Source organism: Thermoleptolyngbya sp. M55_K2018_002 (assembly GCF_015295965.1).
In the GTDB taxonomy this organism is placed as follows: Bacteria; Cyanobacteriota; Cyanobacteriia; order Elainellales; family Elainellaceae; genus Thermoleptolyngbya; species Thermoleptolyngbya sichuanensis.
This window is the reverse complement of sequence record NZ_DVEA01000405.1, coordinates 1-11,569: the sequence shown is the minus strand read 5'-3', so window position 1 is coordinate 11,569 and position 11,569 is coordinate 1. Positions and strand designations below refer to the sequence as shown.

Sequence of the window (11,569 nt, the reverse complement as noted above, 5' to 3'; positions counted from 1 at the left end):
CCCCGCTCCTGCAACCGGGCGATCGCCACGGGCACAATCTCCAGCGCCGTGCCCCGCCAGCCCGCATGAACTGCCGCCACCTGCCCCGTCGAAACATCCGCAATCAGCGCAGGCACACAGTCTGCCGAGCAGACCCACGCCGCCTCCAGCGCCTCATCCGTCACGCCGCCATCGGCCTGCGGCCAGCCCGACTCATCCGCCGCGCCCAGACCTGCGGACGCTTCTGCCAAAATTTCTGCCGCGCTCAGCACCCGATTGCCATGCACCTGCTTCACCCGCAGCGGTCGTGCCTCCGGCTTCAGCGCCGGGGTCAGGTCTTCTGGGCCACACGGCGCAAACTGCCGGGTAAAAAAGCCGTGATCAAACCCGTCCAGCAAACTACAGGTCAGGTAAGACGCGCCGCGCCAGTCACGCCATTGCCAGTCGTACATCAGAACCCTCAAAGTCTACAGAATAGTTCTATAGGTAAAATTTTTCTTGTCTGTAGCCGTAGCAATTGTAATTGGAGGATTAGCTTAAACCAAATCATTTCATTTAAAGTAGAGTTCCCTGTGGAGGTTTCCTCAAATGTCAAAGCTACTTGAACGAATTACAGTAAATCCTAGACAGTGCGGTGGTCGTCCGTGTATCCGTGGCATGAGAATTCGAGTGTCTGATGTTTTAGATTTATTCGCAGCAGGATTGAGTGCTGAACAGATTTTGGAGGAACTGCCTGATCTGGAAATGGATGATTTGAGAGCATCTCTTGCCTATGCGTCACGCAAGCTCAATCATCCTGTTTTAGTTGCATGACGACGATTTGGATTGATGCACACCTGTCGCCCGCGATCGCTACTTGGATTACAAATACATTTGGGGTGACAGCCCTAGCTTTACGTGATCTTGGTTTGCGAGATGCTGAAGATCCAGAAATTTTTGAGGCTGCAAAAGCTCAGGGAGTTGTTTTCATGACGAAAGACAGTGATTTTGTGGATTTGGTCGATCGCTTGGGGGCACCCCCACAAATCATTTGGCTAACGTGTGGAAACACATCAAATGCTCGGTTGCGAGAGATTTTGAGTTCGGTTTTACTAGAAGCGCTAGAGTTACTACGCTCTGGCGAAAAGTTAGTGGAAATCAGTGGAGACTAGCACGGTGGCATAACAGATCGATGGGTCCTGCCGTCGATAGGCCATCAAATGGATGGTCTAGGTTGCCTGCGGCATCTCATCTTAACCGATCGCTGGGTCTCATCAGCCGACCCGCAGAATTACCTCGTCCACAATTCTGCGGGCAAACAGCACTGCCAAAATTGCTGTGTAGCTGAAGGCGTTTGCCGCTAGGAGGGTATTGGACAGGTTGGTGGGGGGCTTTTTGTCGCGGTCTTTGTCTCGCAGCAACCCCTGCCCCGAACGGTAGCGGGGACTGGAGGCTTCTCGGCGGGCGGCCCATTCGGCAGGGGAGAGCAGGAGCCATTCCAGCGCCGACAGCCCCAGCAGCTTGACCGCAAAGCTGGCAAAGAACGTCAGAAAACCTGCCAGGATAGCAGGAAACGCCGCATCGGCGGACCACTGGTCAAAAAAAATAAAGCCCAGCAACTGCTGCTTGAGCAGCGGCGACAGCAGGGGTTGGACGCTGAAAAACACAAACCATCCTGCGATCGCCGTCAACAGGTTCAGCGTTGCGGCAATTTGCACCGACTGCTGCGGCGAAATGCCGTTGGTCTGCTTGGGCGGCAGGGTAAGCTGCACGGCAAAGACATGGGATTCAATGGCGATCGCCATCAGCAAAAACAAAATTTGAAAGGCGATCGCCCGCAGGGGCAAGACAGATGCGAACATTACCTGCTTATATAGAGTAAGGAGTTGTTCGGAGGCGCTACTGGTAGCGTGCCTACCCAGACAATGCCGAATCCCAGAGTCCCCTAAGGAAGATTCTGAGGAAAAAGCCTGTAATTCTCAAGACCGAGTGTAGCGTTTGGTAGGATGATTGCTTCCGGTGATTTCTCGTTCGGTGATTCTGCGTTCAAAACTATCTTAGAGCCATGACAAGAGCGGGTGTTGGCATTCGGACGGCGCAGCAGCGCAGCGAGCGCATCCTGGGGCAAATTCATGTCTACGACGGCGCGGGCAAAGGCAAGTCGCAGGCGGCGCTGGGCGTGGTGTTGCGCTCGATTGGGCTGGGCATTCGCACGTCGGCGCAAACCCGGGTGCTGCTGCTGCGGTTCCTCAAAGGGCCGGGGCGCACCTACGACGAAGATGCCGCCATCGAAGCGCTCCAGCGGGGCTTTCCCCATCTGATTGATCAGGTGCGGACGGGGCGGGCAGAGTTCTTTGGCCCCGACAATATCACCCGATTTGACAAGCAGGAGGCACAGCGCGGCTGGGATGTGGCCAAGGGGGCGATCGCCTCTGGGCTGTATTCCGTCGTTGTGCTAGACGAGCTTAACCCTGTGCTGGATCTGGGGCTGCTATCGATTGATGACGTGGTTCGCACGCTGAAAAACAAGCCCGAAGATCTGGAAATCATCGCCACCGGGCGCGGCGCACCCCAGCCCCTCCTGGATATTGCCGACCTGCACTCAGAAATGAAGCCCCACTTTCATCCCAACGCCGCCACCCACGGCATCGAGGGCATCGAGATTTACACGGGGGCAGGCAAGGGCAAGTCCACTAGCGCCTTGGGCAAGGCGCTCCAAGCGATCGGGCGAGGAATCAGTCAAGACAAGTCGCACCGCGTGCTGATCATGCAGTGGCTCAAAGGCGGTGCAGGCTATACCGAAGATGCGGCGATCGCCGCGCTGCACCAGAGCTATCCCAACCTAGTAGATCATCAGCGCTGCGGCCGCGATGCCATCGTTTGGCGCGGACAGCAGCAGGAGCTAGACTACGTGGAAGCCGAGCGGGGTTGGGAAATTGCGCGGGCGGCGATCGCCTCTGGACTTTACAAAACCATCATTCTCGACGAGCTAAACCCCACGGTGGATCTAGAGCTACTGCCCCAGCAGCCGATTATCCAGGCGCTCCTGCGAAAGCCCCGCGATACGGAAGTAATCATTACTGGCCGCTGCAAAAATCCTCCGGCCTATTTCGACTTAGCCAGCATCCACTCTGAGGTCTTTTGCCACAAGCACTACGCCGAAAAGGGTATCGACCTGAAGCGCGGGGTTGATTTTTAGGGAATTTAGGGGCTGCTGTTTTGCCAAACGCAGGCTGAGAAACCGGGCGATCGCCCTTCATCTCCTTGCACCCGTACCTTTCGGCGATCGCCCAAAGGTGTCGGTGTTGGGAGATAAGGGGCGATCGCGTTTCTGAAGGCTGATGCAGTCTATCCCTACTGCGCCAAACATCAAGTGTTGGGAGATAAGGGGCGATCGCGTTTCTGAAGGGCAAGTCTTGGCGTATGTGGACGACTCGAATCTCCAGGGCGAGCTGGTGCAGGTGCAGGGGCAACTCGATGCAGTCCGGGCCCGACTCGCGCGATCGCAGGCGGGCAACCGTCCCCAGGAAAATGCATAGGCCGAGGCCAGCCTCCGCAGCGCCGAAGCCAGCTTGTGCCAGGCATATGTGACAAAGGGCGACACTATGAAAGTGACTCTGGCTATAACCAGCGCAACTTGAGGCGGTTGTATCACTTGATCCGCACAATCAACCACCTCGGCGCAACCCCGCCTGAAAGAATCCCGCCCAGAGCAAAAGTAGACCAGTTCCCGCTAGAACCCGCGAGCCGACTGACCGAGCCGCTGCCGCGAGGTGTTGCCCGGAACCGCCACATCACCAGATGGATCGTAGGTTCTAGAACTGCCCGGTTCGCAGCGTTCTTCTAGCACGCAGATGGCGTAGAGGAGGGCCCCGCGCTGGCGTTCGTGATGGTCGGCAATCCAGCCAACGCGATCGCCCGTGCTGCCTGTTGTTGCGGCTTCTACGCCGTCGCGATAGTGTCCCAGATCGGTCAGGTCGTCGATGTCCTGGGCGCTGCGATCGCGCGTGGCTCGGTCAACACGTTCCCAATAGTCCCGTATGGCTTGCTGCTGGTCGTAGGCTTCGCGGCCGCGCCGGGCCCAGTCCCAATAGCGATCGCCCTGGGCCGTGAAAAATCCAGGCAGGGGCAGGGCGGCTGCCAGCGTCACCGGATTGCTGGCGGCGCGGCGTGGCGCGTGGGTAAAGGCCCAGCCCTGGTTTTGCACCTCAAACTGTTCCGTTTGGGCGCGATTGGCGGGGTTGGGGCGAGTCAGGCGCACGGATTGAAAGGCGTAGGCAACCAGTTGCGGATCGGTGGGGTGGGGGCGGGGTGCAATGCGGTCGTCGTAGACTACTTCGCTGCGATACCCCTGGCTATCTGTGACGGATGTAATCCGCCCTAGCGTGTCTCGCGTGATGGTATATCGATCAGGGAGCGCAAACTGAACCTTGGTGCGGCTATAGCCCGACGGGTTATAGCGGACAAACAGCCCGCTGGGATGCATCGACCAGCGGCCGGCTGGAACCTCGCGACTCCCCTCGCCCATGCCAACCTCGCCCACCAACACGGCGATGCGCTCCATCTCGGCATAGGACGCATTGCCGCGTGTGAGGAGCGATCGCAGGTTTGCCTCTGCCTGCACCACCTGGCGCACCGCAGGCGGCAGTTCGGCAAAAATGCGGCGCTGCACCTCTGGCGGAATGTTGCCCAGTGCGCCGCCGTTCAGGTCGTTGATATCTTCGCGGGTGAGCAGCCGTCGCCCTGCTGCCTGTAGGTCGCTGGACAGGTCATTAAACCGGGTCCGCGATAGAATTGCCCACAGCAGCAGTTGGATATCCCGCTGGGGAATGTCGGGATGGGCAACGGAGTTTTGCAACACCCGCCGCACGATGGTTTCTCGCTTGCCCAGCAGCGGCGCATACAGATAGCCGTCGCCTTGCCCCGGCCCGTGCGTCCCTGCATGTAGGCAATAGCTCTGCGCCTCGTATTCATACACACCGGGCACGACGACAAAGCTGCCGTGTTCGCCGCGCCGCAGTTGGCTGGCGGGTGCAACACGTTGGGGATTGTATGTATCCAGCAGGGCCAGTTCCGTTTTCGCATCTTCCAGGCTGGTGGAGACAGGGGGGCGATCGCCCATTAGTTCTCCCAGTCCTGGTACGGGCGGAATCGGCACGCCACCGGGCAACCCGGGAATATTTGGCAGCCGCAACTGCGCCATCACCGGAACCGGAGCCATTGCCACCAGCCCTACTCCAACTGCCATTAAAATACGCCGCATATCCATGTCTCCAAACACACCAAGCCAAACTAAGGGTTGTAACGCTGATTGTTGATTCACACCAACAGTTGATTCACACCAACAGTTGATTCACACCAAAACAGCGTCGATCCGGGATACTGAATCCAGACTGTATCCAAGATCGCCTCAATTCTGGCAGAGCGATCGCCCCCGCCGCCACGGTTGATTCTAAATGTAACGGACATTACAAAAACAAAGCCGAGGCAGTTTCCCAGAACCGCACCCCCGCCTCGACGCTCGATCCATACGAACAAGGAAAATTCATGGTTTCAGCATCCCACCTGGATCAAATCATCGCACCGGAAACAAAAGATCTGGGCGGCTTTCAGGCACGGCGCGTATTGCCGAGCGACACCCGCACGATGGTCGGCCCGTTTATCTTTTTCGACCACTTGGGCCCGGCTGTTTTTCCACCAGGCAAAGGGCTGGACGTGCGCCCCCATCCCCACATCAACCTGGCCACATTGACGTACCTGTTTGAAGGCGTGATTTTGCACCGCGACAGCCTGGGCAGCGTCCAGGAAATTCACCCCGGCGCAGTGAACTGGATGACGGCCGGGCGCGGGATCACTCATTCAGAGCGATCGCCCGACTGGGCCCGCTCCATCGAATCAACGCTGCATGGCATCCAGACCTGGATCGCGCTGCCCGATGCCCACGAGGAAACCGATCCCTGGTTTCACCACTATGCTGCCGCAGAAATGCCGTCCTGGGAAACGGGCGGTGCATCAATCAAGCTGATTGCCGGACAATTGGGCGATCGCACTTCCCCTGTAAGAACCTTCTCGCCCATTCTCTACCTGGACGTAGAGCTTGCAGGTAACGCTGAGTTTACGCTGCCTGCGCTGTATTCCGAACAGGCCGTCTATGCCGTCACACCGGAAATCGCGCTAAACCAGGAACCGCTGGCCGTCCACACGATGGCGCTGCTGAAATCAGGTGAAGCCGTGACCATTTCCGCAACTCAGCCCGCCCGCTGCATCGTTATCGGGGGCGAACCCGTGGGGCCGCGCCAAAAGTGGTGGAATTTTGTCTCCAGTCGCCCAGAGCGCATCGAGCAAGCCAAGCAAGATTGGCGAGACTGGAAATTTCCAGAGGTTCCAGAAGAAACGGAGTTTATTCCGCTCCCCGACGTGTAGGGTTATGCCCTGGGGTCGACACAATGCCGACAAAAAATCAGGGGCCGGAGGGTTTCCGACCCCTGATCTGAATGTCTGATTTTCTAATAAGTCAGCTTTAGTCGGTTAGCCTCGTAGGTTAGCCTCAATAGATCAGCCTCAGTATGTCAGCCTCAATAGGTCAGCCATTCTTCTACAGCTTCCTCCTTGGTGTTGGTGCGGCGATCGAGCGTTTCGCGGGTGAACTTCATGTGAATGTTGCGGGTCTGTTCGCCATCGGCCGCAACCGCCATGATGGGATAGTCGATCAGCCCGTCCTGGAAAGACATCTGGAAGCGGAAGGTGCCGTCGGGATTGAGCTTGATGGGCTGGCCGCCGATGGTGACGGTTGCATCCGGTTCTGTTGCGCCGTACACAATTAGCTCGGCATCGGCAATCAGCCAGAACTTTCGGGGGCGAATCGGCGGCGCAGAGGCGGAGAAGCCCAGCCCGCTGCCCGACGCGGTGTAGGCCAGTCCAGCACCCGAAGCGGTGTAGCCCACGCCGGACATCGTGTAGCCCATGCCCGCGCCCGATGCCGTGATTCCCGACATCGTAGGCACTGCCCACAGCCCCGCACCCGACGGGAATACATAGGAACTGACAGCTTTTTCGGCCATGTGAACCGAGCCAAATAGCGATCCTGCAACGTTCGGCACTGCGCCCATCATCGACGCATCGACTCGCTGCCCACCAACCATCGCCTCGCCGAAGAGTTGGTCGTAGATCGAGTCGGCGGCCGCACCCCGCTTGGTGGGGGGCACTAGTTCCAAGAACTGCTTGCCGACTAGTTCCTCGTCCCAGTTCACAGTGATGAACTGATCATCGACCCAATCCGATGGATAGACCGGGGGGACGCGCACCGGAGCAGACCGGGCCAGCACCAGCCAGCGACCATCGGTGCAGACGTAGCCAATTTCAACCAGATAGTCGCGATCGCTCACGGGGACGGGCAAGTACCACTCCCGCGCCAGTTCATCACATTCATATTGCTGGAGGCTATGGGGACGCTGCACTGCTAGGTTAATATCCGTCACGTCGTAGAACCGCAGCGCCAAGCGTGAGCCACCCTGCCGACGCAACTCCTCTTTTTGGCTATTGGGAATGTCCCAGTAGGCGTAGACCCACTGCGGGTCGCGGGGCATCAACACAATGCGGCTCTCGCCGTAGCCATCGGGGAGATCGCTGAGGGGTTCATCCACTTCTGCCAGGGACATGGGAGCGCGATCGCTCTGCCCGACATCAAACTTGGCCGCTTCGACCTCGGCTTGGGCTTCGACCAGGCGAGACGAAGCAGGCGCATAGCCCGCAGCCCGCTGAGCGCTCAAAATTGCGGCAACAAGCTGCTCCTTTCTCATGCGGCTATAGCGTGAGACGTTAAACTCGCTAGCCACACGGCGCAACTGCCGGAGCGTCATCTCTTCCAGGGGTGGGCGTTCCTGTGCCATGATTTTCCTCCAGTAAAGGGATGAAGAAGTGGGTAAAGGAATGACGAATTGACACCCTGCCCAAACGGACGCCAGCCATGTTGCCTACGGGGATCACCAACGGAGCTTATAAACCTTTTGGGATCACGGGGATCGAATCGTTAAGACCTATAGTGCGTAAAAATTCCTATCTGGTCAAGGGGTGGAAAGGGTTGAATAATAGGGACTTCACGAGATTACAGGTTTTATTGGGATCGCATTGTCAGGAAAGCATGACTTTTGGCTGAGTTGGGATCGACTGTGAAATTGCCTCATTGTCAGGAATTTATGACTTTCTTTGTGCGGGCTAAGGGCAAAATTTAGGCACAAGAAAAGGGGAGCGATCGCCCCCCTTTATGCCGGTTAAATCAGGTTTCAGAACCGTACCAAACCGTTCTTGTTGCAGCCTCGGTGCTACTTGGTTTCCGAGAATTCTGCATCGATCACGTCGTCGTCGCCGCTGCTAGAAGGCGTTCCCGCATCTCCACCCGGAGGCGTTGCGCCGCCGTCGCCACCGTCGCTGCTCTGATAGAGGTTGCTGCTGAGGCTATAGAGGGCCTGTTGCAGCTCGCTCATCAGCGACTTGATGCTGTCCATGTTCTCCTGGGCGATCGCATTCCGCAGATCCTTTGCCAGTCCTTCCACCTTGGTTTTGTCGGCTTCAGGCACTTTGTCGCCTTGGTCAGCCAGCAGCTTCTCTGTCTGATAGGCTAGCGAGTCGGCCTGGTTCTTCAGTTCAATCTTTTCACGGCGCTCTTTGTCGGCGGCGGCGTTGCGCTCGGCCTCGTTCACCATCCGCTCCACTTCATCCTTGGGCAGGGTCGAAGCGCCCGTGATGCTGATGGACTGCTCTTTGCCCGTGCCCTTATCCTTGGCGCGGACGTTTAGAATGCCGTTGGCATCGATGTCGAAGGTCACTTCGATTTGCGGCACGCCACGGGGCGCGGGGGGAATGCCGTCCAGCCGGAAGGTTCCCAGGCTCTTGTTGTCCGAAGCCATTTCGCGCTCCCCTTGCAGGACGTGGATTTCCACATTGGTCTGCCCGTCAGCAGCCGTCGAAAACACTTCCGACTTCTTGGTGGGGATCGTCGTGTTGCGCGGGATGATCTTGGTCATCACGCCGCCCAGTGTTTCCACACCCAGCGATAGGGGGGTCACGTCGAGCAGCAGAATGTCCTTCACTTCGCCGGCCAGCACGCCCGCCTGAATCGCAGCGCCCACAGCCACGACTTCATCCGGGTTCACCGTCTGGTTGGGTTCCTTGCCCAGCACGCGCTTCACCACTTCCTGCACCGCAGGAATCCGGGTGGAACCGCCCACCAGTACCACTTCGTCGATATTGTCCTTCGACAGCTTCGAGTCGCGTAGGGCGGCTTCGACAGGTACGCGGCAGCGGTCGATTAGGTCGGCACAGAGTTCTTCAAACTTGGCGCGGGTCAGCGTTACGTCGAGGTGCTTCGGCCCGTCCTGAGTCGCGGTGATAAAGGGCAGGTTGATTTCGGCTTGGGTAACGCTGGACAGCTCGATCTTGGCTTTCTCAGCCGCTTCTGTTAGGCGTTGCAGGGCTTGCTTGTCTTTGCGGAGGTCGATGCCCTCGTTGCGCTTGAACTCTTCGGCCAAGTAGTCCACGATCTTCTTGTCGAAGTCGTCGCCGCCTAGGTGCGTGTCGCCAGCCGTTGCCAGCACTTCAAACACGCCGTCGCCCACCTCTAGAATCGATACGTCGAACGTACCACCGCCCAGGTCAAACACCAGGATGGTTTCGTTGCTCTTTTTGTCCAGACCGTAGGCAAGAGAGGCGGCCGTCGGCTCGTTGATAATCCGCAGCACTTCCAGACCCGCGATCTTGCCTGCGTCCTTTGTGGCCTGCCGCTGGGAGTCGTTGAAGTAGGCGGGAACGGTGATCACCGCCTGGGTCACTTCTTCGCCCAGATACTTCGTGGCATCTTCTTTGAGCTTCCGCAGCACCAGCGCCGAGATTTCTTCAGGGGCAAACTGCTTGCCTTCGGCGGGGCAGTCGAGCTTGACATTGCCGTTGACGTTCAGCACCTTGTAGGGCACTTCAGTCGTTTCATGGGTCACTTCGTCAAACTTGCGACCGATGAAGCGCTTCACCGAGTAAAACGTATTTTCGGGGTTAATCACGGCCTGCCGCTTCGCAATCTGACCCACGCGACGTTCTTTGGTCTTGGGGTCAAACGCAACCACGGAGGGCGTTGTGCGGAACCCTTCTGCGTTTGCGATGACCGTGGGCTTGCCGCCTTCCATCACTGCCACGCAGGAGTTAGTGGTTCCCAGGTCAATTCCAACAACTTTTGCCATAGATAGTCTCCGGTTCAGATACAGTTCCAAGTCTTGATTAACCGATGTGTGCGATCGCCCGTTTACCCGTTTCCAAGCTAAATGCAAGCTGAGTCCTAAGTGCGATCGCCTGGCCCAGCGGTCTGGGCGCTATTTGTGAACTACGTCTTACAAGTAACGTGTTTCACCAGTGACGTGTTTTACCAGTAACGCAGCGTTTGGGTTACGTACCCTCTCAAGCTGCACACTCTCTGAGGATAGAGTGCCTTCAGCCAGCACTAGCCAAACCCGTGGGCGGCAGTGGTTCCCAATCTATATACTGCGTACCTTTTCCGAGTTCGATGAAGTCGTATTTCCCGAACCTGGGGTAGGGCGGTTGTGAATTCGCCACTGGTTTGCAGTCTGGGGAGCGATCGCCGCCTTGCGTGCAAACCTGCCTGACAACAGACGCACACTGATCAACCTCACGCTGAATCAATGCATCAATGCAGGCGGAAATTGCTTCTAGAGGGACGATTTCCTGCTCTGCTTGCTTGAGTCGAATGTTGTTGATGTTCCTAAGGGCTTGGTTATGCTGCATGTTTTTAGTGTAGAGAGCAGGCGCGATTAGGATTGACGGTGAACCGTAATCCGCTGGGGCGTGTTTACCGTCTGTCGCTGCCTCCTTTTGGGTTGCTGCTATGATTGGCTTATAAACGTCGGGTTATCCCAGTTCACCCCTGGGGCTGTAGCTCAGTTGGATAGAGCGATCGCCTCCTAAGCGATAGGTCGCGCGTTCGAGCCGCGCCAGTCCCGTAAGGCTAGAAAGCACTGATGGCAAAGGGTTTGGCTGTTTTGGCACAATTCCCAGTAAAGCCTGAAATGGCGTGGATACGTTGGCAGTTTCCGATAATTTGGTCATAGTTTGGGTCATAAATAGTCACAGCCTTGCCGAAGCAGTGATTTTGTGAGCAGTGCAGCGGCGATCGCACACACATAAATAGAAGTAACTGCCAAAACTGGCTCATCTGGCTAACCCTAGACAGCAAAACTCTTGTGTATCAAGGGTTTGAGCGTGTTAGCCAGTTTTGAAACTGGCTAATTCTGGCTAACAAACTGACTAACACTGGCTAACAACTGGCTAACCTATGGCGGTTTCCAAGACTGAATGGACGCTCGAAGCAGTAAATCAGCGGCTTAAAGAGGGGCGCGTTAAGGTGTCGGTAGAGCAGATAGGCGGAATGCTGGCACTGCGAGCTACGTTGCCGCCTAAACCAGGCAGCGATCGCCCCTTATCTCCCAACACCAACACCTTTGGGCGATCGCCCCCCTAATCCCTTTTGGGACGTTGCACACTGACCCAAGTCTGTCGCTACCCAACCTCTGTGGCTGACCCGAAAGCGGCTGGGAGTGTGCGGTTTGAC

The 11,569-nt window shown here is 57.3% G+C and carries 11 protein-coding genes and 1 tRNA gene; 7 read left to right on the top strand and 5 right to left on the bottom strand.

Translation table 11 applies throughout. The features are described 5' to 3' along the window. A partial coding sequence (locus IGS51_RS20600) for a laccase domain-containing protein (RefSeq protein ID WP_297080636.1) occupies positions 1-431 on the bottom strand: 431 nt, incomplete at its 3' end. Between the two features lie 136 nt (positions 432-567). On the opposite strand from IGS51_RS20600, the gene IGS51_RS20595 reads away from it, so the two are divergent. After that, positions 568-792, top strand: a complete 225-nt coding sequence (locus IGS51_RS20595) for a DUF433 domain-containing protein (RefSeq protein ID WP_297080635.1) — start codon at positions 568-570, stop codon at positions 790-792. Further along, positions 789-1,130, top strand: coding sequence for a DUF5615 family PIN-like protein (locus tag IGS51_RS20590; protein ID WP_297080634.1), 342 nt, complete (start codon positions 789-791; stop codon positions 1,128-1,130). The genes IGS51_RS20595 and IGS51_RS20590 overlap by 4 nt, the downstream gene beginning before the upstream one ends. 102 nt (positions 1,131-1,232) lie before the next feature. On the opposite strand, the gene fraC is transcribed toward IGS51_RS20590, so the two are convergent. Further along, complete coding sequence (gene fraC / locus IGS51_RS20585) at positions 1,233-1,820, bottom strand: filament integrity protein FraC (RefSeq protein WP_297080633.1); 588 nt, start codon at positions 1,818-1,820, stop codon at positions 1,233-1,235. 203 nt (positions 1,821-2,023) lie between these two features. Here fraC and IGS51_RS20580 point away from each other — a divergent pair, with 203 nt between their 5' ends. Together IGS51_RS20580 and IGS51_RS20575 are read left to right on the top strand one after the other, a co-directional pair. After that, entirely contained in the window at positions 2,024-3,157 is a 1,134-nt protein-coding gene (locus IGS51_RS20580; RefSeq protein ID WP_068511060.1) for a cob(I)yrinic acid a,c-diamide adenosyltransferase, read from the top strand. A 142-nt stretch (positions 3,158-3,299) separates the two neighbouring features. Further along, on the top strand, positions 3,300-3,497 hold the full coding sequence (locus IGS51_RS20575) for a biotin/lipoyl-binding protein (protein ID WP_297080632.1): 198 nt from the start codon (positions 3,300-3,302) through the stop codon (positions 3,495-3,497). A gap of 194 nt (positions 3,498-3,691) precedes the next feature. On the opposite strand, the gene IGS51_RS20570 is transcribed toward IGS51_RS20575, so the two are convergent. Beyond that, positions 3,692-5,221, bottom strand: coding sequence for a hypothetical protein (locus IGS51_RS20570; RefSeq protein WP_297080631.1), 1,530 nt, complete (start codon positions 5,219-5,221; stop codon positions 3,692-3,694). A gap of 284 nt (positions 5,222-5,505) precedes the next feature. Between IGS51_RS20570 and IGS51_RS20565 the strand changes: the two genes are divergently transcribed. Then, on the top strand, positions 5,506-6,381 hold the full coding sequence (locus IGS51_RS20565) for a pirin family protein (protein ID WP_297080630.1): 876 nt from the start codon (positions 5,506-5,508) through the stop codon (positions 6,379-6,381). A gap of 152 nt (positions 6,382-6,533) precedes the next feature. Here the strand turns inward: IGS51_RS20565 and IGS51_RS20560 are convergent, their stop codons facing one another. After that, the gene (locus tag IGS51_RS20560) at positions 6,534-7,847 is read right to left on the bottom strand and encodes a DUF4912 domain-containing protein (RefSeq protein WP_297080629.1); all 1,314 of its coding nucleotides are present in this window, start codon (positions 7,845-7,847) and stop codon (positions 6,534-6,536) included. 432 nt (positions 7,848-8,279) lie between these two features. Next, positions 8,280-10,187 carry a molecular chaperone DnaK gene (gene dnaK / locus IGS51_RS20555; protein WP_297080628.1) on the bottom strand — a complete coding sequence of 636 codons (1,908 nt, stop codon included), beginning with the start codon at positions 10,185-10,187 and terminating at the stop codon, positions 8,280-8,282. A 700-nt stretch (positions 10,188-10,887) separates the two neighbouring features. Here dnaK and IGS51_RS20550 point away from each other — a divergent pair. Both IGS51_RS20550 and IGS51_RS20545 read left to right on the top strand, forming a co-directional pair. Next, positions 10,888-10,961: transfer RNA gene (locus IGS51_RS20550), tRNA-Arg, on the top strand. Between the two features lie 332 nt (positions 10,962-11,293). After that, positions 11,294-11,479 carry a hypothetical protein gene (locus tag IGS51_RS20545; RefSeq protein ID WP_297080627.1) on the top strand — a complete coding sequence of 62 codons (186 nt, stop codon included), beginning with the start codon at positions 11,294-11,296 and terminating at the stop codon, positions 11,477-11,479. Positions 11,480-11,569 lie beyond the last annotated feature (90 nt).

Excerpts from the sequence above, each read along its gene's own strand:
- IGS51_RS20565 (WP_297080630.1), top strand. The coding sequence starts at position 5,506 with ATGGTTTCAGCATCCCACCTGGATCAAATCATCGCACCGGAAACAAAA.
- IGS51_RS20580 (WP_068511060.1), top strand. The coding sequence starts at position 2,024 with ATGACAAGAGCGGGTGTTGGCATTCGGACGGCGCAGCAGCGCAGCGAG.
- IGS51_RS20560 (WP_297080629.1), bottom strand. The coding sequence starts at position 7,847 with ATGGCACAGGAACGCCCACCCCTGGAAGAGATGACGCTCCGGCAGTTG.
- IGS51_RS20570 (WP_297080631.1), bottom strand. The coding sequence starts at position 5,221 with ATGCGGCGTATTTTAATGGCAGTTGGAGTAGGGCTGGTGGCAATGGCT.
- IGS51_RS20545 (WP_297080627.1), top strand. The coding sequence starts at position 11,294 with ATGGCGGTTTCCAAGACTGAATGGACGCTCGAAGCAGTAAATCAGCGG.
- IGS51_RS20575 (WP_297080632.1), top strand. The coding sequence starts at position 3,300 with ATGCAGTCTATCCCTACTGCGCCAAACATCAAGTGTTGGGAGATAAGG.
- fraC (WP_297080633.1), bottom strand. The coding sequence starts at position 1,820 with ATGTTCGCATCTGTCTTGCCCCTGCGGGCGATCGCCTTTCAAATTTTG.
- IGS51_RS20595 (WP_297080635.1), top strand. The coding sequence starts at position 568 with ATGTCAAAGCTACTTGAACGAATTACAGTAAATCCTAGACAGTGCGGT.
- dnaK (WP_297080628.1), bottom strand. The coding sequence starts at position 10,187 with ATGGCAAAAGTTGTTGGAATTGACCTGGGAACCACTAACTCCTGCGTG.
- IGS51_RS20590 (WP_297080634.1), top strand. The coding sequence starts at position 789 with ATGACGACGATTTGGATTGATGCACACCTGTCGCCCGCGATCGCTACT.